The following is a 24,340-nucleotide window of genomic DNA, read 5'->3' as shown; positions in this document are numbered from 1 at the left end:
AGCGCGCGGTTACGCGAACACAACCGTACGGCGGCCGTTGAGCAGGATCCGGTGCTCCGCGTGCCACTTCACCGCCCGCGCCAGCGCCTGGCACTCCACATCACGGCCGATCGCCACCAACTGCTCCGGGGTGACCCCGTGGCCGACCCGCTCGACCTCCTGCTCGATGATCGGGCCCTCGTCGAGGTCGGCCGTCACATAGTGCGCGGTCGCGCCGATCAGTTTCACGCCGCGCTCGTGCGCCTGGTGGTACGGCTTCGCGCCCTTGAAGCTCGGCAGGAAGGAGTGGTGGATGTTGATGATCCGGCCGTTCAGCTGCTTGCACAGATCGTTCGAGAGCACCTGCATATAGCGGGCGAGCACCACCAGCTCGACATTCTCACCGCGCACCAGCTCCAGCAACTGCGCCTCGGCCTCGGCCTTGTTGTCCTTGGTGACCGGAATGTGATGGAACGGCACGTCGTAGGAGGCGACCAGCTCGGCGAAGTCCGTGTGATTGGAGACGACCGCCGCGATCTCGACCGGCAGCGCGCCGGTCCTGGAGCGGAAGAGCAGGTCGTTGAGGCAGTGACCGAACCTGCTGACCATCAGCACGATCCGCATCCGCTCTTCGGCGAGATGGATCTGCCAGTCCATCTGGAACGAGTCCCCGACGGCGGCGAAGCTGGCCCGCAGCTTGTCCACGGTCACCGGCGTCTCGGCCGAGAAGTGGACCCGCATGAAGAACAGTCCCGTGCCCCGGTCTCCGAACTGCTGACTGTCCTCGATGTTGCAGCCGGTGATGAAGAGATAGCTCGACACGGCGTGCACAATGCCCTGTTTGTCCGGGCAGGAGAGCGTCAGGACGTACTGGTCAGTCATCCTCGTAGGGTGCCATATCCGCCGGTCCCGAAGGATCCCGGCCCGTCAGGCGGACCCTCGGGAGCGGACCCTCAGGCGGACCGCGTCATGATTCGCAGCACATCGAGCGAGCGCGGCGGCGCGTCCGGATCCTCGCCGTCGCTCACAGAGAGGCGTACGTGTGCCTCACGGGCGGCCCGCACGGCCTCCGGCCAGCCATGGTGTTCCAGATAGGCCGATACGGGAGCGTCCGCACCTACTTGATGCATGATCCGCAGCACGCGCAGGACGGCGACATCGACGAGGGCGGCCTCGCCCGAGTCGCGGAAGATCGTCCCGACGTACTTCTCGGCGGACCAGTTGTCCAGCCAGGTGTCCTCGACCAGGCGGTACACGGCGTCGGTGACGTCGCCGTATCCCTCGCGGCCGGCCAGCCAGCACTCCTGGTGGAAGACGGGGTCGGAAAGCATGTGCAGCGCCGAGCGCACATTGCTGCGCCAGCGCCACCAGGGCATGTCATTGAGCGGCATGCCGCCCATGGTGGAGGAGCGACGGCCGCGACGGGAAGAGGTGTCCGAACCTTGCTGCACGCCTGCGATCGTACGTTCCCCCCTCGCTCGACCGAACAGCCCCCTGTAATTCACCTTCCCGTCACCCTTCGTTGAAGAATGCTCACTACTCCGTTACCCGGGAAGCGGAAATGTGGCGGAGCATGACCGGTTGGCGACGTTCCTCCTCCCCCCGCCCCTCAAGGACCGCTCGAGTTCGCGCCGTGTGTATGACGACGGCTGCCGTGGCGGCCGGTGCGTCGCTGGTCACCGGCTGTGGCGTCTTCCCTGGAGGCTCGGGGGGCTCCAGGGAACCCGTCAAGGTGATGACCTTCGCCCCCGAGGAGACACGGGCGACGAACATGCCCGGCATGCCGGCGATGGCGAAGGCGTACGCCCGCTGGGCCAAGACGCAGGGCGGGCTCGACGGACACGAGCTGCGCATCATCTCCTGCAACGAGCAGAACACCTCGACCGGCGCCGCCGCCTGCGCCCGGCGGGCGGTCAAGGAGGGCGTGGTCGCGGTCGTCGGCTCGTACAGCCAGCACGGCGAAGCCTTCATGGCCCCGCTGGAGGCCGCGGGCATCCCCTTCATCGGCGGCTACGGGATATCCGAGGAGGAGTTCACCAGCTACCTCTCCTACCCGGTCAACGGCGGCCAGGCGGCCCTCCTGGCCGGCAACGGCCAGCAGCTCGCGGACACCTGCGACCGGGTCTCGCTGGTGCGGCCCAACACCCTGGCGGGCGACGAACTGCCCGGGCTGCTCAATGCGGGCCTCGCGGAGGGCAGTCGGCGCAAGTCGACGGACATCCTGGCGGCGGAAGACGCGACGGACTACACGGCGCAGGCGGACCAGGCCCGCAGGAAGGCGGGGGCCAGCTCCGGGTCGGGGCTGGGATCCAGCTCGGGTTCCGGGTCGGGTTCCGGGTCGGGTTCCGGGTCGGGTTCCGGGTCGGGTTCCGGGTCGGGTTCCGGGTCGGGCGCCGGGTCGGACGACCGCCCGGGGTGCGTCACCGCCGCGCTCGGCGACCGTACCGAGACCTTCTTCGACTCCTTCCGGCGGCTGCCGGAGGACGACCAGAAGATCCGGGTCTCCTCGGTCATGGGCTCCGTCGGCCAGCCCCTCATCGACCGCACGGGCGGCCGCAATGGCCCGTTCGAAGGCGCCTACATCACGGGCTGGTATCCGGACGCCGGCGACACGCGCTGGGGCGAGATGGAGCGGGTGATCCGCGCCCACGCGTTCGGGGACAACCGCATCGACCCGGCCGACGCGGGCGTGCAGACCACCTGGATCGCGTACACCGTGCTGCGGACGGTCGTCCAGTCGCTCGACTCGGACGACATCACGGCGGGGAAGATCTCGCACGCCCTGGACAGCGGGGTACAGGTGCCGACCGGCGGGCTGACTCCCACCCTGCGCTGGGACTACGAGGACATGCTCGGCACGCCCGGCTTCCCGCGGATCGTGAACCGAAGCGTGACGTTCCAAGTGGTGCGCGACGGGCGGCTGGTGGCCCAGAAGCAGGGCTTCGTGGACGTCAGCAAGACGCTGTCGGCTTCCGCCGTCACGTCCGGCTGACGCCGCGCGTCTGTCTCCTGCCGTCCCCTACAGCTGGTCGCTGCGCCGCTCGGTGAGGCCGTACTTTCCGGCGATGGCGTTCCACAGCCCGGAGGCTTCCTTCTTGGCCTTGGTCGCGTCACCGCTGGCGCGGTTGGCCTGGGCGGTCTGTCCCGTATTGCGCGCCCGGCCGTCCTTGCAGCCCTTCTTGCCCTCGACCTGCTTGGCCCAGGCCGCGTAGTGGTCGTCCGCCGATGCGGACGCCTGCCAGGCCTTGGTGAGCGACGCGGTCAGCTGGGCATGGCTGGGCAGCTTGTCCACGGTGAGCCCCTCAAGGCGGGTCACCAGACTGCGGCGCTGCTCCGCGGCCCCGCTCAGATCACTGGCCGCCTGGTCCAGGTTCTTGCACTGCTTGATGTTCTCCACCGAGCGGATGACCGCGGCGCGGCTGTTGTTGCTGTCGGCGAGGAGCTTGTCGAGCGCCTCGGCCTGCGGCTTGGCGGGGTCGTCAGCGGCCTTGGGGCTGCCGCTGGGAGCATCGGAGGTGGCGGCGACGTTCTTGCCGGCGCCGGGGTCGTTCTCCTCGTCCCCGCCACCGCCGAACATGACGGCGCTGACGCCGAGCCCGAGGACGGCACAGCCGACGACGACAGCGGCGATGACGGGCACGTGCGAGGACTTACGCCGCCGCGGCTCGTGCTCGGGACCCTGCGGCTCGTACGGCGCCTGCGGCTGTGGGTACTGCGGCTGCTGGTACTGCGGCCGGCGCGGCGGCCGGCCGACCCCTCGCGGGGTCTCGAACCGGGGCAACTGCTGTGTGGCGTCCGGGGTTTGGCCGGCGGGCGCGTCCGTACGGAAGAGGCTGTCGAACTCCGCGGGCGGCTGCCGGTCACCGGGAGTCCCCGGCCGGATCCCGAAGGGCGCGGCGGAGGGCGCGGCTGGCACGGGCGGGATGTACTGCGTGGCGTCGGCGTCGGGCCCCGGGGCGGGCGCCTGCGCGGGCCCGGTCCCGAGGAACTGCGTCGACTCGGCGGGAGCCTCGGGCGGCAGCGCCCCGGGCGCGACGGGAGGGATGTACTGCGTGGCGTCGGAGTCCCCCATGGGGACGGCCTGCGGGGGCAGAGCCTGCGGCAGCGGCTGCGCACCGTGCCCGCCCTGCGAGGCCTGTCCGTACCCCGCCTGCGCGGGCGGCAGCGCGTCATAACCCGCCTGCGCGGGCGGCAGCGCGTCATACCCCGCCTGCGCGGGCGGCAGCGCGTCGTACCCGCCCTGCGCGGGCGGCAGCGCGTCGTACCCCGCCTGCGGCGGCTGTCCCTGTGGCGGCAGTGGCTGCGCGCCGTACCCCGCCCCCGCCTGGGGGGCCTCGCCCCAGCCGTGCTGGGCGACCGGGCCACCGTCAGTCGGCGGCCCGGGCTGCCCCGGCTGCTGCTGCGGTCCCCACGGCTCACCCCACGGCTGTCCGCCCGCCGGAGCCACCTGGGCGTCGGAGACGCCTGGAACCCAGGGCTCACTTCCGTCGGCGGGCAGCACGACGCCTTCGTACGCGGGCCGCGCAGCAGGCGGCTGCTCGTCACCCTGTCCGTTTTGCGTCACCGGGACTCCTACGTGTGGACCTACGGAATCGTCGGCTCACGCTACCGGGTACGTCAGGGGCTCCGCACACACGTGTGGGAGTGGTAACAAGAAGCCTCCTCAAGACGCTGTTAAAGGTCGGCCGACGATGAGCGGCGGAAGGGGTCCGGGGGCGCAGCTCCCCTAGGCCGCCTGGAGCTCCAGCCGCGCCCCGAAGTCCCGCACCGCCGACTCGTCCTCGTACGGCTCGAGCCGCTGCTGGAGGTCTTCCAGATACTCCGCGCCCCGGCTCGAGCGCAGCGTCCCCAGCAGTTCGACCGCGCGCGTGCCCGTGTGGCAGGCCTGTTCCACCTCGCGCTGCTGGACCTGGGCCGTGGCCAGCAGGACGAGGCCGATCGCCCGGCGCCTGGCCCTCGACTCGGGGTGGCCGTCCAGCGCGTGGGACGCGTGGTGCGCGGCCGCCTCCGCCTGGCCCAGGTCGCGGTAGCAGTGCGCCAGCTCGTCCGCGAGATAGGCGTGGTCGAAGTGGGCGATCCACACCGGATCGTCCCCCGCCGACGGCTCGGCCCGCTCCAGCGCGGCGAGCGCCTTGCCCGCCACCTCGTGGCAGGTGCGGGCGTCGCCGAGCAGGGCGTGCCCGCGCGCCTCTGCCGCGAAGAACATCGCCTCGGCCCTCGGGGTGACGTGCCCCCGCGCTCCTTCCTGCGCGGCCCGCGCCAGCTGGGCGATCTCCCGGGGGTTCCCCAGCTGCGCCGCGAGGTGGCTCATGGAGGCCGCCAGCACATACCCGCCGTAACCACGGTCGCCCGCCGCCTGGGCGAGGCGCAGAGCCTGGATGTAGTAGCGCTGAGCGAGCCCGGGCTGGCCGGTGTCGACGGCCATGTAACCGGCGAGCTCCGTCAACCGGGCCACCGCCGCGAACAGTTCGCGGCCGACCGATTCGCGGTACGACCCCGAAAGGAGACCGGAGACCACGCTGTTCAGGTAGTGCACGAGGACCGGACGGACGTGCCCGCTGCCGAAGCGGTGGTCCAACTCGGTCAAGGCTGTCGTCATCGCCCGTACCGCTTCGACGTCCGAGACCCCGACCCGCGCCCCTGCCGTACGCGCCACCTGCGTGTCCGCGCCGGTGATCAGCCAGTCGCGGCTCGGCTCGACCAGCGCGGACGCGGCGACTGCCGCCCCGGACAGGAAGTCGCGGCGGCCGACGTCGCTGCGCCACAGCTCGCAGACCTGCTCGATCGCGCCGAGCACGGTCGGCGAGAACTGCAGTCCGACGCCCGACGCCAGGTTCTTGCCGTTCGCCATGCCGATTTCGTCGATCGTGACCGTACGGCCGAGTTTGCGGCCGAGCGCCTCCGCGATGATTCCCGGCGCCCGGCCGCGCGGCTGCTGCCCGCGCAGCCAGCGCGCCACCGATGTCTTGTCGTAGCGCAGGTCCAACCCCCGCTCCGCGCCGACAATGTTGACTCGGCGGGCGAGGCCGGCGTTGGAACACCCGGCTTCCTGAATGAGCGCCTGCAACCGTTCGTTCGGTTGTCGGGCGACGAGAGGCCTGGCTGCCATGACTACCCCCTGAGGCCGCGTGATCAATGAATTGATCACTGCCCGGCTGATATACGGAGAATGCAGACTTGGAGCGAGTTCGTCGGTTTTTCCCGGGAATCGGCGTGACCCCCTGCGAGTGCCTACCCGCCCGCCGCGGTCCGGCCTCATGCGCGCCCCCACCCGTGCACCCGTGCGCCCCGCGTGCAGGATCGATGCTTCGCGCCCCGCCACGGCACGCCCGTAACCCAAGGTGACGGCGGTAGTTGAGTGTGTCGTGGAAGAGACCATCGGAGTCATGGAAGCCGCGCAGATCCCCCAGCAGCGAGGTGAGCAGCAGCTGGACCATGCCGTGCGGTACGCGGAAGAGCGGCATTGGGACGTGTTCCCCGGCACCTGGCTCGAGGCGGTGGACGGCAGAGAACACTGCTCGTGCGGCGACGTCGCATGCGCCTCGCCCGGCGCCCACCCGGCCAGGCCGGACTGGGCGAACCAGGCGACCGGGAGCGCGACCGCGGCCCGCCGGCTGTGGTCGAAGCAGCCGAAGGCGTCGATCCTGCTGCCGACGGGCCGCACCTTCGACGCCATCGACGTCCCCGAGTCCGCGGGCTTCCTGGCACTGGCGCGGCTGGAGCGGATGGGCCTCCCTCTCGGTCCGGTGACCTGCACCCCCAACCGCCGGATGCTGTTCTTCGTACTGCCCGGAGCCGCTCTCAAGGTCCCCGATCTGATCCGCACCCTGGGCTGGGCGCCGAGCTCCATCGATCTGATCGCGCGCGGCCAGGGCCACTATGTCGCGGCCCCGCCGACCCGCATCGGCGGCCATGGCGCGGTGCAGTGGGCGCGCCGCCCCACCTCCGCCAACCGCTGGCTGCCGGACTCGGACGAGTTGATCAGTCCGCTGGCGTACGCATGTGGGCGGGAGGCGGCAGCTGAACGAACACGCCGTAGATAGGGCGTGCCGTACATAAGGTGGACCCGTACAGACACGGGGACATCGAAAGGCAGGGCACCATGCCGGACCAGGCAATTGGAGCCACAAAGGCGGGCGGAGCGCACACAGCGCCGCCCGCCGTTCGCGTTGAGGGGCTGTGGAAGCGGTTCGGCGAGCAGATCGCGGTCGCCGGCATCGATCTGACACTCCCCGCCGGCAAGTTCATCGGCCTGGTCGGACCGAACGGCGCGGGCAAGACGACGACCCTGTCGATGGTGACGGGCCTGCTCCGCCCGGATCAGGGGCGCGTGGAGGTGTCGGGCCACGATGTGTGGCGCGATCCGGTCGAGGTGAAGTCCCGGATAGGCGTGCTGCCGGAGGGTCTGCGCCTCTTCGAGCGCCTCTCGGGCCGCGAGCTGCTCGCATACAGCGGACGGCTGCGGGGCCTGCCGGGCGCCGAGGTCGACAAGCGCACCACACAGCTTCTGGACGTACTGGACCTGGCGGGCGCGCAGCACAAGCTGGTCGTCGACTACTCGACGGGCATGCGGAAGAAGACCGGTCTTGCGTCCGCTCTGCTCCACAACCCCGAAGTGCTGTTCCTGGACGAGCCGTTCGAGGGCGTCGACCCGGTGTCGGCACAGACGATCCGCGGCGTCCTCGAGCGGTACACCGCATCTGGCGCGACGGTCGTCTTCTCCAGCCATGTGATGGAACTGGTGGAGTCGCTGTGCGACTGGGTGGCGGTGATGGCCGCGGGCCGCATCCGCGTACAGGGCCCGCTGGCGGAGGTACGGGGCGACGCGCCGTCGCTGCAGAGCGCGTTCCTGGAGCTGGTGGGGGCGAACGGCCGCGATGCCGGTCAGTCGCTGGACTGGCTCGGCGGCGGTGGGTCACGGTGAACACCGCTTCCCTGGCCCCCATTTTCGTACGGCTGAAGCTGTCACTGCTGCGCAACGGACTGCGGCAGTCCTCCGGCCGCAAGGCCGCGTACATCTCGTCCATCGTCGTCACCCTGCTCTTCGCGGCGCTCCAGCTCATCGGACTGATCGCGCTGCGCGGAAACGATCACGCGGCGTCGGTGGTGGTGCTGCTGACGGCGGTGCTGGCACTCGGCTGGGCGGTGATGCCGCTGTTCTTCCCCAGCGGTGACGAGACACTGGACCCGACCCGTCTGGTGATGCTGCCGCTGCGTCCCCAGCCTCTTGTACGGGCACTGCTCGTCGCATCGCTCGTGGGCATCGGCCCGCTGTTCACGCTGTGCCTGGCGGTGGGTTCGGCGATCGCCCTCGCGCACGGAGCGGCCGGGGTCCTGGTCTCCGTCCTCGCCATTGTGCTCACCCTGCTGGTGTGCGTGGCTCTGGCGCGGGCAGTCGCGGCGGCGAACATCCGCCTGCTGACCTCGCGCAAGGGCCGCGACCTGGCGGTGCTCAGCGGTCTGGTGATCGCGGTGGGCATCCAGGTCGTCAACTTCGGCGCACAGAGGATCGGGGAAGCGGGCGGCCTCTCGGCGCTGGACCCGGTGGCGGGGATCGTACGGTGGCTGCCGCCGGCGTCCGCGATCGGCGCGGTGGACTCGGCGAGCAAGGGCTCGTACGCGGTCGCGGCGGGGCAGTTGGCCCTGTCGGCCGTGGCTCTGTTCGCTCTGCTGTGGTCCTGGCAGCGCAGCCTGACGAAGCTGATGACGAGCCCGGACGGCTCGACCCTGGCCGCGGCTTCGGAGCCGACCCGCAAGGAGGCTGCCTCCAGCTTCCATCAGCTGCTGCCCGAGGGACGGACGGGCACGGTGATGCAGCGGAGCCTGCGCTATGTGTGGCGCGACCCGAAGACGAAGGCGGCATGGGTGACGGCGCTGGCGATCGGCCTGATCGTGCCGCTGTTCAACGCGCTGCAGGGCACGGGCTCGGTCTACTTCGCCTGCTTCGCGGCGGGGATGCTCGGCATCCAGATGTACAACCAGTTCGGCCAGGACACGTCCGCGTTCTGGATGGTGGCGCTGACGATCTCGTCCACGAAGGACGCGTACACGGAACTGCGTGCCCGCGCTCTGGCGTTGCTGGTGATCACCCTCCCGTATACGGCCCTGGTCTCGTGTCTCACCGCGGCCGTACTCGGCGACTGGAAGGCCCTGCCGGAGGTGCTCGGCCTCTCCTTGGCGCTGCTGGGCGCGATGCTGGCGACGGGGGCCGTGGCGTCGGCCCGTTTCCCGTACTCGATCCCGCAGGACAGCGCGTACAAGAACGTCGCCCCGGGGCAGGGCGGGCTCGCCTGGATCTCGATCTTCGGCGGCATGATCTCGGCGGCCGTGCTGTGCGCCCCGGTGATCGCACTGACGATCTGGCTGCATGCCTCCAACTCCCAGTCGGCGCTGTGGCTGCTGCTGCCGTTGGGCACGGCGTACGGCGTGCTGATCGGATGGGCGGGGGTACGGGTGGCGGCGCCGCAGACGGCGAGGAGGCTGCCGGAGATCCTGACGGCGGTCAGCAAGGGGTAAGGGGTGAAGGACCAGGGGTGAAGGACCTGTTGGTGGGGCGCTGTCGCACCCGTCAAGTAGCGTGACGGTCATGTCGACGCCGCCGTCCCCGAACCCGTTTACGCAGCCGCAGTACCCACAACAGCCGCAATACCCGCAGTACCCGCAGCAGGGGTACGCGCCTCAGCCGCAGTACCAGCAGCCGTACCCGGGGACGGGAGGCCCGGCGTACGGCTGGGGCGCGCCGCCGCCCCCGCCGCCGAAGAAGAACCAAGGCCCGAAGATCGCGCTGATCACGATGGCGTCCATCGCGGGTCTGTTCGCCTTCTCCTGGTTCGGGAACAACGTCGTCGGTGGTGGAAGCAGCAACAGTGGGAGTGGGAGCTTCCCTCCGGCGGAGTACCAACTGACGCTCCCCGAGACGCTGCTGGACGGAAAGTACAAGCTGGCCGATGACCAGTCCGACAAGGGCCAGGCCGGGCTGGCCGGCACGAGCGAGGCCAACATCCGCGATGCCAAGGCCGCCGTGGGGCAGTACCTCTCGACGTCGGAGTCCGGAGTCCTGGTCATCTCGGGCGGGTACGGCCGCATCAAGGACCCGGACGAGGCCCGCACCAAGATCCTGAAGGGCGCCGGGGAGTCGGACGGGTCCACCATCGCCGTACCCGCCAAGGACTTCACTCCGGCCGGCTCCGAAGTGACCATCACCTGCCAGGTGCTGACGACGGAACAGACCGGTGGCGGAACGTCCACGCTCCCGATGTGCGCCTGGGCCGACGACAACACCAGTGCGGCAGTTGCCCTGACCAACGTCCAGATCGCGAAGCAGACCCCGGAGGAAGTCGACCTCAAGGCGGTGGCGGAGGCGACGCTGAAGGTGCGCGAGGCGACGCGGAAGCCGATCGGCGTGACGACCTGCGTCGGTCAGGGCATGGGTGGCGGACCATACGTCCCCATGCCCTGGCCAGTAGTCGCGCTCGTCGTCCGGACTGTCCACCACGAATACCGAGGCCGAGGCCGAAGCCTTCGCGAGAGCGCCGCGCCCGCAGAGATCGTCACCCCCACCCCCACACAACTCCGCGGCCCCACCGCGGCCATCAGGGCGACACCCAGCGATTAGCAGGCGTATACGTTCCGCCCCCGCAGGCGCACCCCACCGCGACGCCCGCGCCCCTCACGGAGCGACGCTTTCCAGTCGAAGCGGTTCGACCGAACGAAGTGCCGTCCGAGCATTCGCGCAGCTCAGACGGTAGTTTTCCGTTGCACCACAAGCGATCGTCCACATGCTGGACATGCTCCCGCACCCGCTCCGAGCTGCCCGAACGACCATTCGGTAGTCCTCGTTGCAACGTACGCGGCCAGAAAGTGGCGATGAATGTGCACTCACTGTCCGCATGCGCAAGACTCCCGACCGCAATCACCCCCCGAGCGAAGGAGTTTCACACATGCGTTACATCCTCAACACAGTCGCCGCGACCGCCACGGCAACCGCCCTCCTGCTGACCGGCACGGCCGCAGCGGGCGCCGCACAGGCCCAGCCCATGCAAACTGCCCAGCCCGCCCAGGCGAAGAGCCTGTACTCCCCCTCCGCCCTCGTACTCACCATCGGCAAGGGCGAGGACGCGGTAACCGCCACCGTCGAGCGCGCCGTAACCCTGAACTGCGCCCCGCGCCCCGACGGCACCCATCCCATGCCCGCGGCCGCGTGTATGGAACTGCGGGACGTCGAGGGCGAGTTCGGCGCGCTGACCGAGGCCCCGTCGACGAAGAGGTGCACGCGCCAGTGGGCCCCGGTCGTGGTCACCGCCCAGGGCGTGTGGCAGGGCAAGCGTGTCGCGTGGTCGGCCACGTTCGGCAACGTGTGCGAGATGGAAGGCAGCCTGGCCGAGGGCACGGTCTTCGCCTTCTAACCCTGCGCGACGTTCCACGAGGCCGGTAGCTCACCCCCGCAGAAGACGCACACGAAGTCGCCCTCCCGCACGACGCTGACCTCCCCGCATCCAGCGCAACGCCGGAAGACGACCTCGCACGTGAAACCGTCAGGACGACCGAGCCCCACCCGATCCAGCGCACCGGCGACAGCCGGCCAGGAGTCGAGGTCCGGGCAACAGCCGGTCGACTGGTTGCCGACCTCGCTGATCGCCCAGCCGTTGCCGCCGCGGCTGAAGGCGATCTCTCCCTCTCCGAGCGCGAACCCGCCCCCACCCCCGGCACAGGCGACATGCTGACTGCGTGCCACGCCTCAGGGCGTCAGCACCCGGTCCAAGAATGGCTCGATCGCCGTCCGCCACCCCTCCGGCTGGTCGTAATGCACCAGGTGGCCCGCGTCCGCCACCTCCGCGTACTCGCCCCGCGGCAGGACCCTGACCATCTCCTGGGCCTCCGCGCGGCCCAACTCCCCGTCCAGGCCACGCACCACCAGGGCCGGGCACCGGACCTGGGCCAGCTCCTCCCAGTGGGGGTCGTGGACCCACGTCGCGCGGGAGGTCAGCATCTGGCGGCGGGAGAACACCGGGCGCCAGCCGTCGGCCCGTTCCGCCATCACTTCTGCGAAGAATTCGCCGCGGGACGGATTGGGGCGCTCGACCCACGGATCGTCCTCGCCGAACCACTTCCGTACATCCGCAAGCGTCGCGAAGGGGACGGGCCAGGAGCGGAACCAGTCGTCCCACTCGCGCTGCGAGGCCGCGCCCAGCGCCGAGGCGCGCATGTCGCAGATGATCAGGGCCTGGACCAGGTCCGGGCGTTTGGCGGCCAGTTGCCAAGCGGTGAGCGCGCCCATCGAGTGGCCGATCAGGGTCACCGGGGCGAGGCTCAGCTGTTCGATCGCGGCCTCGGCGTCGGACACATACGCCTCGCGGGTGAACGGGCCCTCGGCCGGCTTGTCGCTTCGGCCGTGACCGCGCTGGTCAAGGGCGACCGCGCGGTGACGCTCCGCCAGCCAGCGGGCTGTGGACGCCCAGTGCGAGGCGCGGCCCATCAGGCCGTGGAGCAGTAAGACTCCAGACGCGGGGGCGTGCACGGCCTCGCCCGGCCCCTTGGGTGGATCTGCGAACTCCCAGGCAGCCAGGCGTACGCCGTTGGCTCCGGTTACGTCGATGCGCCGCACCATGTGGCCTGGCACCCCCTTCTCTCCCCCGGTGATCGAGACCGCGCCGAGCCCCTGTCGAGCTCGTCGAGTACCGCCAGACTATCGAACCTTTATTCGAAAACGTGCTTCTGGTGCGCAACACCCCTCGTTCGAGTGACCGCCTTCAAGGATTGACGCCCGTGACCGAGGGGAGATCTTCAGCGGGAGGCGGGCCGGTCGGGGAAGACGGTCCGAGGGGATTGACCCTGAGAGCTCGGGGCTCCGGGTCAGCACAGGGGAGGACAGGCCCCGGCGCCGATGGGCGCCGGGGCATTCCTGTGTGCACGGGGCGCAGGGCATGCGCTGGGCGTACATGTGCTGGGCGCAGTTTTGTGCGCGCGGGGCATACGACGGGCGCATCACCCTGATCCCTCCCCGGCCGTCGGGTCATGCCTAGCCACAGCGTGGCACGCGATTCGCCCGGGCGCTGCCATTCCGGACAGAAATCGGTTACTGGCTGACGGAAAGCGAGGTGACGGTTACGCGACTACTGCTTGGCCACGAAGACGTGCGACGCCACGTCCGCCTCCAGCTCCGCCGCCTCGCCGCTGCTGCCCACCAGCACCCCGCCCGCGGACTCCGTCACGCTCACCACCGAGCCGGGCTGCACGCCCGCCCGCCGCAGCGTGTACATCAGCTGGGCGTCGGTCTGGATCGGCTCGCCGATACGCCGTACCACCACCGTCTTGCCGTCCACGCCCGGGTCCAGGTCCGCCAGCGACACCATGCCGTCGTCCAGGAACGGGTCGGCCTCCGCCTTCTCGCCCAGCTCCTCCAGGCCCGGGATCGGGTTGCCGTACGGCGACTCCGTGGGGTGGCGCAGCAGCTCCAGCACGCGCCGCTCCACCGCCTCGCTCATCACGTGCTCCCAGCGACACGCCTCCGCGTGGACCTGCTCCCACTCGAGGCCGATCACGTCGACGAGCAGACACTCGGCGAGGCGGTGCTTGCGCATCACGCGCGTCGCCAGCCGCCGGCCCTCGTCGGTCAGCTCCAGGTGACGGTCGCCTGCGACCGTCACCAGGCCGTCCCGTTCCATACGCGCCACGGTCTGGCTGACCGTCGGGCCGCTCTGGTCGAGTCGCTCGGCGATACGGGCGCGCATGGGCACCACGCCTTCCTCTTCCAGCTCGAGGATGGTGCGGAGATACATCTCCGTCGTGTCGATCAGTCCGGACATACGTGCCCCTCGATGGAATCGTGCGCTGCGGCCCCGACTCAATTCTGACGCATCCCACTGACAAGCGTGCCGTGCCGGGGAAAGCCTGTCGGAGAGCCCGTATTGACAGGGCAATGGTCCAGACCGCAACGTGATCCGCGACACGCGGTATTCCCGCCGGGGTGCCACGTGGTCGTTCCCCCTGCGATACCTCCGTTACCTGCCTTACCTCCGTACGCATCTATCCATCCTCCGGAAAGGGCTCGGCGATGAGCGAGAGCAAGCTGGCCGGTCAGTTTTTCGATGCCGCGATCGGTCTGCTGCAACGCGTACGGGACGAGGAGGCGGCGAACATCGCGGCCGCCGGCGTCGCGATCGCCGACACCGTCGCGGCGGGCGGGCGGCTCTTCGCCTTCGGCGCCGGCCACTCCTCGCTCGCCGCGCAGGACGTCGTCTACCGGGCCGGCGGCCTCGCCCTGATGAACCTGCTCGCCGTCCCGGGCGTCGTCGGCGTCGACGTCATGCCGGCGACGCTCGGCTCCGCGCTGGAGCGGGTGGACGGGCTCGCGGGGGCGGTGCTCGACTCCAGCCCGGCCAGGTCCGGCGACGTACTCGTGATCATCTCGCTGTCCGGGCGGAACGCGCTGCCGGTGGAGATGGCGATGAACGCGCGGGCGCTAGGGCTCAAGGTCATCGGCGTGACGTCGGTGGCGTACGCGCGGGAGACGAGGTCCCGGCATGTGTCCGGCACGTTCCTCAGGGACCACTGCGACATCGTGCTCGATTCGAAGATCGCGGTGGGGGACGCGGAGCTGACGCACGAGGGGATCGAGGCGCCGTTCGCGCCGGCGTCGACGGTCGTGACGAGCGCGCTGATGCAGGCGACGATGGCGGCGGCGGCGGAGAGCCTGGTGGAGCGGGGGATCGAGCCGCCGCTGCTGAGGTCGGGGAATGTGGATGGGGGGCACGAGTGGAACGGGCGTGTGATGAGTGAGTACGGGGACCGGATCTTCTTCCACCACTAGGCGGGCCTTCGCGCCGCCCGGGTCGGAAACACCGCAACCCGCACCGCAGCCGCCCGCACCCCACGACACAGGGCAAGCCCACGACCCGCACCACGGCTCACGCACCGTCCCCCGTGGGGAAACTCACCCTGATCGTCAGGCCGCCGCCCCCCTCATTCGGTTTTGCCGTCGCCTCCCCCTCGTGCGCACGCGCGATCGACGCCACTATCGACAGGCCCAGGCCCGCCCCCTCCCCCGGCGCATGGCGGCGTTCGGACAGCCTGCGGAAGGGTTCGAAGAGCAGCGGGACCGTCTCCGCCGGGACCACCGGGCCCGTGTTCGAGACCTCGATGCCCGTCGGGCCGCAGCGGACATCCACCCGGCCGCCCCGGACGTTGTGCCGGATCGCGTTCGCCACCAGGTTGTGCACCAGGTGGTCGAGCAGGATCGCGTCGCCCCGGACCGTCAGGGGATGCGTCCGTACAGTCGCCGTGACGCCGTGGGCCTCGGCCTCCGCCGCCAGAGCGGTCGTCGCCGATGAGACGACCTCGTCCAGCCGCACCGGGTCGTGGCGCTCCAGGCCCTGGTCGGAGGCGGCCAGCAGCAGAAGGCCCTCGATCAGGCGCTCGCTGTCGTCCGCGACGCCGAGCAGTTTCGTACGGATACGGGCCACCCGTTCCGCATCCGGCTCGCCCGCCAGGCCGATCTCCGCGGCCGCCCGCTGGACCGCGACGGGAGTGCGCAGTTCGTGCGCCGCGTTGGCGGCGAACCGCTGCTGCGCGCCCACCAGTTGTTCCATGCGGCCGAGCATCTCGTCGAACGTGTCCGCGAGCCCCTTCAGCTCGCCCGGCGGCCCCTCCAGCGCGATCCGCTCGTGCAGATTCCGGCCGGACAGGCTGCGCGCTGTCTCCGTGATCACGGCGACCGGGCGCAGCACTCGGCCCGCCATCCACCAGGCGAGGGCCACGGACAGGACGGCGTACGCGGCCAGCACGATGACCGAGACCATCAGCAGCCGGTTCAGCACGGCGTCCTCGGCGGCGTCGCTCACCGTCTTGGTGGCCACCTTGATCGCGCCGACGTGGCTGGGGGGCTCCACCGGCGATACCGGCCATACCTGCGCATCCGGCGTTGCCGGCGACAGCGGGGACGGCTCGTCCGCCGCCCTCTGAGCGGGCACGGAAGATGTCACTGCCGTACTGATCGAGGCGTACAGCCCCTGCCGTACGAGCAGATAGACCAGGCCGGTCAGCAGTACGCCCGCCAGCACCAGCAGTCCCCCGTACAGGGCCGTCAGTCGCGCCCGCTCTGTGCCCGGGAAGCGATTCACGAAGCGGCTCACGAGCCTGCTCCAGATGCGTCCTTGATGCGATAACCCACGCCCGGCACCGTCTCCACCACCGGCGGTTCGCCCAGCTTGGCGCGCAACTTGCTCAGCGCCACCCGCACCGCGTTGGTGCGGTAGCTGGTGTGCTCCTCCCACACCTGCTCGATCAGGTCCTCACCGCTGACCACCGCGCCCTCCGCGCGCAGCAGCGCCTCCAGGACCGCGAACTCCTTGCGCGACAGATGCAGATGACGACCGTCACGGCTGACCTGACGGCGGGCGGTGTCGAGTACGATCCCGGCCCGCTCCAGCACGGGCGGCAGTGCGGGCATGGCCCGGCGGCCCAGCGCCAGCACACGCGCCAGCAGCTCGTCGTACGCGAAAGGCTTGGCCAGATAGTCGTCGGCTCCGAGCCCGAGGCCCTCGACCCGGTCCCGTACCGTCCCAGCGGCCGTCAGCATCAGCACCCGCGTCAGCAGCCGTTGCTCGACGACGCGGCGGCACACGTCGTCGCCGTGCATGCCAGGAAGATCGCGGTCGAGGACGAGTACGTCGTACGCACCGAACTGCAGCTTGCGCAGTGCCTCCAGGCCGTCAGCCGCGACATCCACCGCGAGTGCGTCGCGGCGCAGCCCCTCGGCAATCATCTCGGCGAGAAACCCCTCGTCCTCCACCACCAGTACGCGCATGGCCCATGTGTATCCCAGAGGGGGCTTTCGCCGGTGTTAACGACTGCGCTGAGAGAAACGAAACCCGCTCCCCCGCCACCCTCGTGCCATGACGACTCAACTGCGACAGCGACAGCTCAGGACCATGGCCGCCGTCGGCCTCACCACGCTGGCCCTGTTCACCACGGCCTGCTCCGCCAAGCCCGACGGCGAAAAGAAGCCCAACGACGTGAGCGGCGAGGACAAGAAGGCCGACCAGGCGCGGGAGCACCGCAAGTGCCTGCGCGAGCACGGCCTGGACGTACCCGAGCCCAAGCCCGAAGAGGAGGGCCAGGGCGTGGGCGTCGACGGCAACGGCATGTCCAAGGAGAAGCTGGAGAAGGCGATGAAGGCCTGCCAGAGCAAGGCGGGGGGCTCGGGGGCGGGCGAGGAGATGAGCCAGGCCGACAAGGACAAGGCTGTGAAGTACGCGCGGTGCATGCGCAAGAACGGCTTCAACCTGCCCGACCCGAAGTTCGACGACGGCTCGACGGAGGCCATGCCCGCGCTGAGGGGGGAACAGCTGAAGAAGTTCGAGAAGGCCAACAAGGCGTGCGCGAGCGTGCAGCCATGAGCCGCCGCCGGCTCGTGATCGCCCTTGTGGCGATCGTCGCGGTCGCCGGCGGCGGGACCACCGTCACCGCGCTCACCGCCCGCGAGAAGCAGGAAGTCCGGAACGACTCCGCGCGGCTGCCCGACACCGAACCGATCACCCGCGGCGACCTCAGCAACAGCAGCCAGCAGGAAGGCACCCTGGGCTACCTGGGCGAGCGCAGGATCAACGCCGGCCCCACCGGCACACTCACCTGGATCGTCGGCTCCGGCTCCACCGTCGAGCGCGACGAGCGGCTGTACGAGGTCGACGGCAAGCCGGTCCGGCTGATGTACGGCTCCGAGCCCATGTACCGGACCCTCAAGACCGGCGACAAGGGCAAGGACGTACGGCAGTTGGAGGAGAACCTCCGCGACCTCGGTTACGGCACCGGGCTCGCCGTCGACGAGAAGTTCACCAAGGGCACGGCCGAGGCGGTCAAGCGCTGGCAGAAGGCCCATGACCAAAAGCGCACCGGGCAGGTAGGCCCGGACCGGATCGCCTTCGTGAACGGCGCGGTCCGCGTCAAGGACCGGGGCGCGGAGACCGGCGAGCCGGTCGCACCCGGCAAGCCGCTGCTCACCGTGACGGGCTCCCAGCGCGTCGTACGCTTCAAGCTGTCAGTCGCCGACGGCGGACTCGCCAAGGTTGGCACACGGGTCTCTGTTGGCCTCCCGGACGGCAGCAGCGCGACCGGGAAGGTCACCGGGGTCGGCAAGACGGCCAAGTCGGGGGACGACCCGCAGGACAAGTCGCCGAAGATCGATGTCACGGTCTCCTTCGACAACCCGAAGAAGGTCACAGCGTTCGACCAGTCGCCGGTCACCGTCAGCCTCACCGGCGAGACCCGCGAGAACATCCTCTCCGTACCCGTCAACGCGCTGCTCGCACTGCCGGGCGGCGGGTTCGGCGTGCAGGTCGTCGAGAACGGCGGCACGCGCGATGTGAAGGTCGAGCTCGGCATCTTCGGGCAGGGCCGCGTCGAGGTCAGCGGCGAGGGGCTGCGCGATGGCATGAAGGTCGGGGTGCCGTCCGCATGAGCACGCCCTTGAACACTGTGGTCGCACTCTTTGGCGTCACCAAGGAGTACGCGGGCGGTGTGCGGGCGCTCGACAGCGTCGATCTCACCGTCGGCGCCGGGGAGTTGCTGGGCATCGTCGGACCGTCCGGCTCCGGCAAGTCCACGCTCCTGCACATCGTCGGCACCCTGGACCGGCCCACCGCGGGTACGGTCACCATCACCGGGCACGAGGTCGCCTCCCTCAACGACCGGCGGCTGTCGGCGCTGCGGTCGCGGCACATCGGTTTCGTCTTCCAGGCGTTCCACTTGGTGCCCGGGGTCAGCGCGCAGGACAACGTGGCCGAAGGGCTCCTCTACTCCGGTCTGCCGCGGGCCCGTCGGCGTGCCCTCGCCGCGGACGCGCTCGCCCGGGTCGGGCTCGCCGACCGGATGAAGCACCGCCCGCACGAGCTGTCCGGCGGGCAGAAGCAGCGCGTCGCGATCGCCCGCGCGGTCGTCGGCGAGCCCGATCTGCTGCTCGCCGACGAGCCGACCGGGGCGCTGGACTCGGCGTCGGGCGAGGCGGTCATGGGGCTGCTGCACGACCTCAACGCGGAGGGCGCGACCATCGCCGTCATCACGCACGACACCGAGATTGCGGCGCAACTGCCGCGGCAGGTGAGGCTGCGGGACGGCCGGATCGTCGCCGACAACTCCCTCGCGGGTCTTGAGGGAGCGGTCTGTTGAGGGCGGGTGCGCGCCTCAAAGCGGCGCGTCTCAGCCCCCGGGACGTCCTGCATGTCGGATCCGCGGGGCTGCGGAGCCGTCCGGTACGTGTCGTGCTGTCCGCGCTCGGTATCGCCATCGGCATCGCAACGATGATCGCGGTGGTGGGCATCTCGGCCTCCAGCAAGGCGCAGTTGATGCGTCAGCTGGACGAGCTCGGTACGAATCTGCTGGTGGCGACGCCCGGCGAGTCGCTGTTCGCCGGGGAGGAGGTCAAGCTGCCCAAGGACGCGCCCGGGATGGTGAGCCGTATCGACGGCGTACAACAAGTCGGCGCGACAGGCAACTTGAAGCATTCGGTACGGCGGCACGAGAAGATCCCGGAGGACGAGACGGGCGGCATCGCCGTCAAGGCCGCGACGGAGAAGCTGCTGGAAGTGTTGCGCGGCACGGTCGCGTCCGGGACGTGGCTGAACGCCGCCAACGGCCGCTACCCGTCCGTCGTCCTCGGCGATGTGGCCGCCGAGCGGCTCGGCGTCACCGAGCCGGGGCGGCAGGTATGGATCGGCGGCCGCTACTTCACCGTCGTCGGCATCCTGGACCCGCTGCCGCTCGCGCCCGAGATCGAACGGTCGGTGCTGGTGGGCCCGGAGGCGGCGGAGGAACTACTCGGCTACGACGGTCATCCCACGTCGGTGTACGAACGCTCGACGGACACCTCCGTAGGGGACGTACGGAAGCTGCTCGCCCCGACCATCGATCCGCAGAACCCGCAGAACGTACGGGTCACGGACCCGTCGTCGGCGCTCAAGGCGAAGGCGGCGACCGAGGGCGCGTTCTCCACGCTGCTGCTCGCGCTGGGCGGGATCGCCCTGCTCGTCGGCGGTGTCGGGGTCGCCAACACCATGATCATTTCTGTGCTCGAACGCCGACACGAGATCGGTCTGCGGCGCTCGCTGGGCGCGACCAGGGGGCATATCCGTATCCAGTTCGTCACCGAGTCACTGATGCTCTCGGGCCTCGGCGGCCTGGCGGGCGTGGCACTCGGCGCGGCGGCGACGGGGGCGTATGCGGCGTCGGGCGGTCTGCCGTGGGTGGTTCCGCTGTGGGCGGTCGGAGGCGGCTTCGGAGCGACGCTCCTGATCGGCACGGTGGCGGGACTGTATCCGGCGGTCCGGGCGGCGGGGCTGTCTCCGACGCTGGCGTTGCAGGCGGGGTGAGGGTGCGGGTCCGGGGGTCTGTTCCCCTACCCGCCCCTTCCCCGTAACTGGGGGGCAGGCCCCAAGGCCCCGGTACGCCCTTCTGGGGGTCCCCCTACGCCCTCAGGGCGTAGGGGGAGTGTCCTCAATCGCCGGACGGCTTGTTTCCGCCGGTCGGCCTGAAAATTCGGACCGACCGGCGGGAAGTCCAGCCTCGTGGGGGTCCCCCCGGACGAAGTCCGGGGGGAGTTTGAGGCGTCCCGGACGCGAAATCCAGCTCCGCCGGCGATTGAGGCGCGGGGCCCGTGGCCGAGCCCCGGTGCAGCCACAGGTGGCCGGCTCAGTCGGCCGTCAGTCGGGTCAGGTCAAGCGCCGACGCCGTCAGTACCGCCATGCTCTCCGCGTACATCGCGTCCGCGCGTTCGAACGGTGGGCGGCTCGCTCCGCGCAGGAACGTCACCACACCCAGCGTCCGGCCCCGGCTCCGCAGCACCGTGCACAGCGCGTGCACCGCGTCCCGGGGCCACTGGCGCTCCGCCGCCCACTCGTCGGCCGGCTTACTCGTGGGCGCGCTCGCGCGCACCGAGCCGTTGCGGTCGGCCGCCTGGAGCGCCGGGTGGCCCGGTGGGTAGCGCACCGGGATGCCGCCGCCCACCACCGGGACGCACGGGCCCGGCGCGCCCGACGGTGTCGCCGCCGCGCGGATCAGGCGTGCGCCGTCCGGTTCCGCCAGGTCGATCAGCGCATGGTCCGCGAAGCCCGCCAGCGCGAAGTCCAGATACGCCGTCGCCGCCTCCATCGGGTCCTCGCACTCCGCGGCGGCCCGCCCCGCCCGGTGCAGCTGGCTCGACCGGAAGCGCAGCCGGTCCGCCTCCTGCTCGGCCAGCTTCGACTCGGTCACGTCGTGGAACAGCCACCCCACGCCCAGCGGCACCGGCTCCTCCGCCAGCGGTGAGGCCAGCCGCAGGAACCCGCTGCGCCAGCACCGCCGCCGCTCCCCATCGCCCGTGCCCAGCGTCACCCACAGCTCCACGAGCCCCCGCGGCGCACCCTCCGCCAGCACATGGTGGAGCGCGCCCTCCAGCTCCTCCACGCCCTGGACGACCAGCTCACCCAGCGGCCGCCCGAGCGGAGACGTACGCCCCGCGCCGAGCGCGCGCGACGCATAGCCGTTGACGACGGTCGGCCGCAGGTCCACGTCGACCAGGACGACACCCCAGGATGCGTCCTCGAACAGCGCCTCACTGAGCGCGATCGATCGCTCCAGGTCGATCTGCGCATGCACCTCGCTGAAGGCGCAGTACACCCCCGCCGGTTTGCCGTCCGCGCCGAGCACCCGCGCCGACTGGGTCCGTACGAGAACCCGCCCGCCGTCCTTGCGCAGCAGCGCGAACTCGTGGACCTGCCGCCCCGGCCCGTCCATCGCGGCCATCAGCCGCCCCTGCACCTCCTCGGCGTCGGCGGTCCGCACCGCCCACCCGGCGAACCCGCGGCGCCCCACGGCCTCCTCGGACGACCACCCGAGGATCCGCTCTGCCTCGCGGTTCCAGTGCGTGATCGTGCCGTCGGCATCGAACGCACAGAGCGCGGCGTCCATCCCGTCGAGCAACGCCGCAAGCAGCTCCGACCCCGGTACCGTCACGGGCTCCGCCGAGCCCTCGCCCTCGGGCACCGGCTCGTCAGGCCCGAGCGCGTTGGTGGTCTCACTCCTGGAAGCACTCATCCCGGACCCCCTGCAGGACGCCTCCGCGCATGCTGATGCACGTCAGACCATTCAACTGGAACGTGACGCAGGACACATAAGGTTCCCCAAAATCTTTGTACCCCCGATCAATTCGGTTGATCCTCAATCCGTCGGTTCCTAAGGTGTGGGCCACACGGTGAAAGGAGGTGATCCGGAAGTGAAGTCGTTTCGGATGCGTGAGGTGACTGCGGGCTGACGGCCCGTCGTCGCACTCTGTGTGCAGCCGACTGACCGTCGGCCGAAATTCCAAGCAGTCACCGACCCGCGGGCTCGCCGGCACATCCGGCCGGCTCCTCTCCGGAGGAACCAGAGCCCGCGGGTTTCTGCATTCCCGGGCCATGAGTGTCCCGGCCCGGAGTCGCCCCGGCCCGGGTCTCCCCCGCCCCGGTTCCCCCGCCCCGGGTTTCCCCGGCCCGGAGTCCCCCGGCCTAGAGTTTCCATCGGGAACTCACGGAGGTGCCGGACCATGGCCAGATCAGTACCCGAGCGCGACGCCGCATGCGCCGTCGCGCAGGCCGCCGCCGTGATCGGCGACTGGTGGAGCCTCCTCCTCGTACGCGAGGCAGCGCGCGGCCGGTACCGCTTCGACGAGCTCCAGCACGAGCTGGACATCTCCCGGAAGGTCCTCACCGAGCGGCTGAACCACCTCGTCGACAGCGGCGTCCTGGAGAAGGTCCCGTACCAGCAGGGGCCCGTCCGATACGAGTACCGGCTCACCGACACCGGACGCGCGCTGCTCCCGGTACTCGTGTCCATGCAGGACTGGGCCGACCGCTGGCTGCTCGGCGACGGCACACTCACCGCATCCGCCGACGAACACAGCGCCGAGGCGCACCGGGTGCTCGGGCTGCCCGGCACGCGACTGCCGCGGATCGCGCTGCCCGCGCACACCGGCGGCGAGCTGGATCCGGTGGACGCGCAGGCCGCGGCCACCGTGCTGTTCTGCTATCCGGCCACCGGGCGGCCCAGCCCGCTGCCGGACGGCTGGGCCGACATCCCGGGGACGGTCGGCTGCACCCTGGAGAACCGGCTGTTCCGGGACGCGTACGGCGATTTCACCGCGGCGGGCGTCGCGGTACGGGGGGTGAGCACCCAGCGGCCCGACGAGCAGCGCGCCTTCGCCGTCGCCGAGGACATTCCCTTCCCGCTGCTCTCAGACATGGACACCCGGCTGTCGGCGGCGCTGCGGCTGCCGACCTTCCGGGCGGGGCAGGCGCTGCGGCTGAAGCGGGCGGTGCTGGTGCTGGACCGGGAGCGCGCCGTCCGGCATGTGCAGTACCCGGTGACCGACATCCCGGCGGCGGTGCGCACCGCGCTGCTGCAAGGGCGGCAGCTCTCAGGGTGACAGGCGCTCGACCTTCCAGCCTGACTCCGTACGGACATACCGCAGCCGGTCGTGCAGCCGGTTCTCGTGGCCCTGCCAGAACTCCAGCGTCTGCGGATCGATCCGGTAGCCGCCCCACTCCGGCGGCGCGGGGACCTGCTCTCCCTCCGGGTATCGGGTCGCCAGCTCCTCGTATCTGCGCAGCAGTTCGTCGCGCGAGCCGATCACCGAGGACTGCTCGCTCGCCCATGCGCCCAGCTGCGATCCGTGCGGACGGCTGCGGAAGTACGCGGCGGTCTCGTCCCGTCCGATACGGGCCGCGACGCCCGTGACGATGACCTGACGGGCCAGCGGATGCCAGGGGAAGAGCAGCGAGACGTACGGATTGGCGGCCATCTCGCGACCCTTGCGGGAGTCGTAGTTCGTGTAGAAGACGAAGCCGTGCGCGTCGTACTGCTTCAGCAGCACGGTGCGGGAGGACGGGCGGCCGTCGGGGGTGGCGGTGGAGACGATCATGGCGTTCGGCTCGTGCAGACCGCCGGACGCGGCGTCCTTGAACCAGCGGGCGAACTGGTCCATGGGGTCGGCGGCCAGATCCGTCTCCAGGAGCGGGGTGGAGCGGTACTGCTCCCGCATGACGGCAGGGTCGTGCGAAGCGGCTTCCGGGTCTGGGGCGGCTTCCGGGTCCGGGACGGCCGGATCCGGAACGACGGGTCCAGAGCCGGCCGCTCCGGAGGCGGCGGGATCCGGGACGGCGGCGGGATCCGGGACGGCGGCGGGGTCCGGGACGACGCGTCCCAGCGCGGCGAGATCGTGGTCGGTCACGGGGCCATCCTGCCGCAGGGGCGGAGTTTGCCCGGCACGGAGTGCCGCTAATCCTCGTCGCCCGAAATGGGGCAGTGTGCCGGATGTCACGCTTCCCCGCATCAGCCGGACCCGCCAAAATCTTGGGTC

Annotated in this window: 23 protein-coding genes; 12 read left to right on the top strand and 11 right to left on the bottom strand. The window is 70.6% G+C overall.

Translation table 11 applies throughout. From position 1 onward, the window contains the following. Nucleotides 1-9 precede the first annotated feature (9 nt). Both purU and QFZ67_RS21805 read right to left on the bottom strand, forming a co-directional pair. The gene (purU, locus tag QFZ67_RS21810; protein WP_307662756.1) at nucleotides 10-861 is read right to left on the bottom strand and encodes a formyltetrahydrofolate deformylase; all 852 of its coding nucleotides are present in this window, start codon (nucleotides 859-861) and stop codon (nucleotides 10-12) included. A gap of 71 nt (nucleotides 862-932) precedes the next feature. Then, a complete protein-coding gene (locus QFZ67_RS21805; RefSeq protein WP_307665916.1) occupies nucleotides 933-1,379 on the bottom strand; it encodes a hypothetical protein in 447 nt (148 codons plus the stop codon). Between the two features lie 173 nt (nucleotides 1,380-1,552). Here QFZ67_RS21805 and QFZ67_RS21800 point away from each other — a divergent pair, with 173 nt between their 5' ends. Continuing rightward, nucleotides 1,553-2,971: an ABC transporter substrate-binding protein gene (locus QFZ67_RS21800; RefSeq protein WP_307662755.1), complete on the top strand. Its 1,419-nt coding sequence runs from the start codon at nucleotides 1,553-1,555 to the stop codon at nucleotides 2,969-2,971. 27 nt (nucleotides 2,972-2,998) lie between these two features. Here the strand turns inward: QFZ67_RS21800 and QFZ67_RS21795 are convergent, their stop codons facing one another. Next, a complete protein-coding gene (locus QFZ67_RS21795; protein ID WP_307662754.1) occupies nucleotides 2,999-4,543 on the bottom strand; it encodes a hypothetical protein in 1,545 nt (514 codons plus the stop codon). A 162-nt stretch (nucleotides 4,544-4,705) separates the two neighbouring features. Next, a complete protein-coding gene (locus tag QFZ67_RS21790; protein ID WP_307662753.1) occupies nucleotides 4,706-6,088 on the bottom strand; it encodes a transcriptional regulator in 1,383 nt (460 codons plus the stop codon). Between the two features lie 277 nt (nucleotides 6,089-6,365). Between QFZ67_RS21790 and QFZ67_RS21785 the strand changes: the two genes are divergently transcribed. From QFZ67_RS21785 to QFZ67_RS21765, 5 genes are all read left to right on the top strand, one after another. Beyond that, nucleotides 6,366-7,022 carry a bifunctional DNA primase/polymerase gene (locus QFZ67_RS21785; RefSeq protein ID WP_307665915.1) on the top strand — a complete coding sequence of 219 codons (657 nt, stop codon included), beginning with the start codon at nucleotides 6,366-6,368 and terminating at the stop codon, nucleotides 7,020-7,022. Between the two features lie 59 nt (nucleotides 7,023-7,081). Then, nucleotides 7,082-7,903: an ABC transporter ATP-binding protein gene (locus QFZ67_RS21780; protein WP_307662752.1), complete on the top strand. Its 822-nt coding sequence runs from the start codon at nucleotides 7,082-7,084 to the stop codon at nucleotides 7,901-7,903. After that, entirely contained in the window at nucleotides 7,900-9,495 is a 1,596-nt protein-coding gene (locus QFZ67_RS21775) for a transporter (RefSeq protein ID WP_307662751.1), read from the top strand. Before QFZ67_RS21780 ends, QFZ67_RS21775 begins: the two co-directional genes overlap by 4 nt. A gap of 70 nt (nucleotides 9,496-9,565) precedes the next feature. Further along, nucleotides 9,566-10,594 (top strand): hypothetical protein, encoded by a 1,029-nt coding sequence (locus QFZ67_RS21770; protein ID WP_307662750.1) that lies wholly within the window; start codon nucleotides 9,566-9,568, stop codon nucleotides 10,592-10,594. 325 nt (nucleotides 10,595-10,919) lie between these two features. Further along, complete coding sequence (locus QFZ67_RS21765) at nucleotides 10,920-11,384, top strand: subtilase-type protease inhibitor (RefSeq protein ID WP_307662749.1); 465 nt, start codon at nucleotides 10,920-10,922, stop codon at nucleotides 11,382-11,384. Here QFZ67_RS21765 and QFZ67_RS21760 read toward each other — a convergent pair. From QFZ67_RS21760 to QFZ67_RS21750, 3 genes are all read right to left on the bottom strand, one after another. Then, a complete protein-coding gene (locus QFZ67_RS21760) occupies nucleotides 11,381-11,713 on the bottom strand; it encodes a hypothetical protein (RefSeq protein ID WP_307662748.1) in 333 nt (110 codons plus the stop codon). The two genes, QFZ67_RS21765 and QFZ67_RS21760, sit on opposite strands and share 4 nt — an antisense overlap. Nucleotides 11,714-11,716: 3 nt before the next feature. After that, a complete protein-coding gene (locus QFZ67_RS21755; RefSeq protein WP_307662747.1) occupies nucleotides 11,717-12,586 on the bottom strand; it encodes an alpha/beta fold hydrolase in 870 nt (289 codons plus the stop codon). A gap of 505 nt (nucleotides 12,587-13,091) precedes the next feature. Then, nucleotides 13,092-13,784 (bottom strand): metal-dependent transcriptional regulator, encoded by a 693-nt coding sequence (locus QFZ67_RS21750; protein ID WP_307662746.1) that lies wholly within the window; start codon nucleotides 13,782-13,784, stop codon nucleotides 13,092-13,094. Between the two features lie 248 nt (nucleotides 13,785-14,032). Here QFZ67_RS21750 and QFZ67_RS21745 point away from each other — a divergent pair, with 248 nt between their 5' ends. Next, a complete protein-coding gene (locus QFZ67_RS21745; protein WP_307662745.1) occupies nucleotides 14,033-14,788 on the top strand; it encodes an SIS domain-containing protein in 756 nt (251 codons plus the stop codon). Between the two features lie 97 nt (nucleotides 14,789-14,885). On the opposite strand, the gene QFZ67_RS21740 is transcribed toward QFZ67_RS21745, so the two are convergent. Together QFZ67_RS21740 and QFZ67_RS21735 are read right to left on the bottom strand one after the other, a co-directional pair. Continuing rightward, the gene (locus QFZ67_RS21740; RefSeq protein ID WP_307662744.1) at nucleotides 14,886-16,109 is read right to left on the bottom strand and encodes an ATP-binding protein; all 1,224 of its coding nucleotides are present in this window, start codon (nucleotides 16,107-16,109) and stop codon (nucleotides 14,886-14,888) included. Further along, nucleotides 16,106-16,783 (bottom strand): response regulator transcription factor, encoded by a 678-nt coding sequence (locus tag QFZ67_RS21735; protein WP_307662743.1) that lies wholly within the window; start codon nucleotides 16,781-16,783, stop codon nucleotides 16,106-16,108. Before QFZ67_RS21735 ends, QFZ67_RS21740 begins: the two co-directional genes overlap by 4 nt. Before the next feature lie 88 nt (nucleotides 16,784-16,871). Here QFZ67_RS21735 and QFZ67_RS21730 point away from each other — a divergent pair, with 88 nt between their 5' ends. Genes QFZ67_RS21730 through QFZ67_RS21715 form a run of 4 tightly spaced genes read left to right on the top strand, consistent with a single transcriptional unit; the run spans nucleotide 16,872 to nucleotide 20,339 of the window. After that, nucleotides 16,872-17,375, top strand: a complete 504-nt coding sequence (locus QFZ67_RS21730) for a hypothetical protein (protein WP_307662742.1) — start codon at nucleotides 16,872-16,874, stop codon at nucleotides 17,373-17,375. Beyond that, nucleotides 17,372-18,433, top strand: coding sequence for an efflux RND transporter periplasmic adaptor subunit (locus QFZ67_RS21725; RefSeq protein WP_307662741.1), 1,062 nt, complete (start codon nucleotides 17,372-17,374; stop codon nucleotides 18,431-18,433). The genes QFZ67_RS21730 and QFZ67_RS21725 overlap by 4 nt, the downstream gene beginning before the upstream one ends. Beyond that, nucleotides 18,430-19,140 carry an ABC transporter ATP-binding protein gene (locus tag QFZ67_RS21720; RefSeq protein ID WP_307662740.1) on the top strand — a complete coding sequence of 237 codons (711 nt, stop codon included), beginning with the start codon at nucleotides 18,430-18,432 and terminating at the stop codon, nucleotides 19,138-19,140. The genes QFZ67_RS21725 and QFZ67_RS21720 overlap by 4 nt, the downstream gene beginning before the upstream one ends. Continuing rightward, on the top strand, nucleotides 19,137-20,339 hold the full coding sequence (locus tag QFZ67_RS21715) for an ABC transporter permease (RefSeq protein ID WP_307662739.1): 1,203 nt from the start codon (nucleotides 19,137-19,139) through the stop codon (nucleotides 20,337-20,339). The genes QFZ67_RS21720 and QFZ67_RS21715 overlap by 4 nt, the downstream gene beginning before the upstream one ends. A gap of 319 nt (nucleotides 20,340-20,658) precedes the next feature. On the opposite strand, the gene QFZ67_RS21710 is transcribed toward QFZ67_RS21715, so the two are convergent. Beyond that, nucleotides 20,659-22,041 carry a PAS domain-containing protein gene (locus tag QFZ67_RS21710; RefSeq protein WP_307662738.1) on the bottom strand — a complete coding sequence of 461 codons (1,383 nt, stop codon included), beginning with the start codon at nucleotides 22,039-22,041 and terminating at the stop codon, nucleotides 20,659-20,661. A 487-nt stretch (nucleotides 22,042-22,528) separates the two neighbouring features. Here QFZ67_RS21710 and QFZ67_RS21705 point away from each other — a divergent pair, with 487 nt between their 5' ends. Continuing rightward, on the top strand, nucleotides 22,529-23,407 hold the full coding sequence (locus tag QFZ67_RS21705; RefSeq protein ID WP_307662737.1) for a winged helix-turn-helix transcriptional regulator: 879 nt from the start codon (nucleotides 22,529-22,531) through the stop codon (nucleotides 23,405-23,407). Here QFZ67_RS21705 and pdxH read toward each other — a convergent pair. Then, nucleotides 23,399-24,022, bottom strand: coding sequence for a pyridoxamine 5'-phosphate oxidase (gene pdxH, locus QFZ67_RS21700; RefSeq protein ID WP_307665913.1), 624 nt, complete (start codon nucleotides 24,020-24,022; stop codon nucleotides 23,399-23,401). The genes QFZ67_RS21705 and pdxH overlap by 9 nt on opposite strands. Nucleotides 24,023-24,340 lie beyond the last annotated feature (318 nt).

This window comes from Streptomyces sp. V1I1 (genome assembly GCF_030817355.1).
GTDB lineage: Bacteria > Actinomycetota > Actinomycetes > Streptomycetales > Streptomycetaceae > Streptomyces.
Note: the sequence above shows the minus strand (reverse complement) of the source record. Positions and strands in the feature narration are given on the sequence as shown.

What these genes read in the sequence shown, in the direction of transcription:
- purU (WP_307662756.1), bottom strand. Translation starts at nt 861, where the DNA reads ATGACTGACCAGTACGTCCTGACGCTCTCCTGCCCGGACAAACAGGGC.
- QFZ67_RS21805 (WP_307665916.1), bottom strand. Translation starts at nt 1,379, where the DNA reads ATGGGCGGCATGCCGCTCAATGACATGCCCTGGTGGCGCTGGCGCAGC.
- QFZ67_RS21800 (WP_307662755.1), top strand. Translation starts at nt 1,553, where the DNA reads ATGACCGGTTGGCGACGTTCCTCCTCCCCCCGCCCCTCAAGGACCGCT.
- QFZ67_RS21790 (WP_307662753.1), bottom strand. Translation starts at nt 6,088, where the DNA reads ATGGCAGCCAGGCCTCTCGTCGCCCGACAACCGAACGAACGGTTGCAG.
- QFZ67_RS21785 (WP_307665915.1), top strand. Translation starts at nt 6,366, where the DNA reads ATGGAAGCCGCGCAGATCCCCCAGCAGCGAGGTGAGCAGCAGCTGGAC.
- QFZ67_RS21780 (WP_307662752.1), top strand. Translation starts at nt 7,082, where the DNA reads ATGCCGGACCAGGCAATTGGAGCCACAAAGGCGGGCGGAGCGCACACA.
- QFZ67_RS21770 (WP_307662750.1), top strand. Translation starts at nt 9,566, where the DNA reads ATGTCGACGCCGCCGTCCCCGAACCCGTTTACGCAGCCGCAGTACCCA.
- QFZ67_RS21765 (WP_307662749.1), top strand. Translation starts at nt 10,920, where the DNA reads ATGCGTTACATCCTCAACACAGTCGCCGCGACCGCCACGGCAACCGCC.
- QFZ67_RS21755 (WP_307662747.1), bottom strand. Translation starts at nt 12,586, where the DNA reads ATGGTGCGGCGCATCGACGTAACCGGAGCCAACGGCGTACGCCTGGCT.
- QFZ67_RS21750 (WP_307662746.1), bottom strand. Translation starts at nt 13,784, where the DNA reads ATGTCCGGACTGATCGACACGACGGAGATGTATCTCCGCACCATCCTC.
- QFZ67_RS21745 (WP_307662745.1), top strand. Translation starts at nt 14,033, where the DNA reads ATGAGCGAGAGCAAGCTGGCCGGTCAGTTTTTCGATGCCGCGATCGGT.
- QFZ67_RS21735 (WP_307662743.1), bottom strand. Translation starts at nt 16,783, where the DNA reads ATGCGCGTACTGGTGGTGGAGGACGAGGGGTTTCTCGCCGAGATGATT.
- QFZ67_RS21730 (WP_307662742.1), top strand. Translation starts at nt 16,872, where the DNA reads ATGACGACTCAACTGCGACAGCGACAGCTCAGGACCATGGCCGCCGTC.
- QFZ67_RS21725 (WP_307662741.1), top strand. Translation starts at nt 17,372, where the DNA reads ATGAGCCGCCGCCGGCTCGTGATCGCCCTTGTGGCGATCGTCGCGGTC.
- QFZ67_RS21720 (WP_307662740.1), top strand. Translation starts at nt 18,430, where the DNA reads ATGAGCACGCCCTTGAACACTGTGGTCGCACTCTTTGGCGTCACCAAG.
- QFZ67_RS21710 (WP_307662738.1), bottom strand. Translation starts at nt 22,041, where the DNA reads ATGAGTGCTTCCAGGAGTGAGACCACCAACGCGCTCGGGCCTGACGAG.
- QFZ67_RS21705 (WP_307662737.1), top strand. Translation starts at nt 22,529, where the DNA reads ATGGCCAGATCAGTACCCGAGCGCGACGCCGCATGCGCCGTCGCGCAG.
- pdxH (WP_307665913.1), bottom strand. Translation starts at nt 24,022, where the DNA reads ATGCGGGAGCAGTACCGCTCCACCCCGCTCCTGGAGACGGATCTGGCC.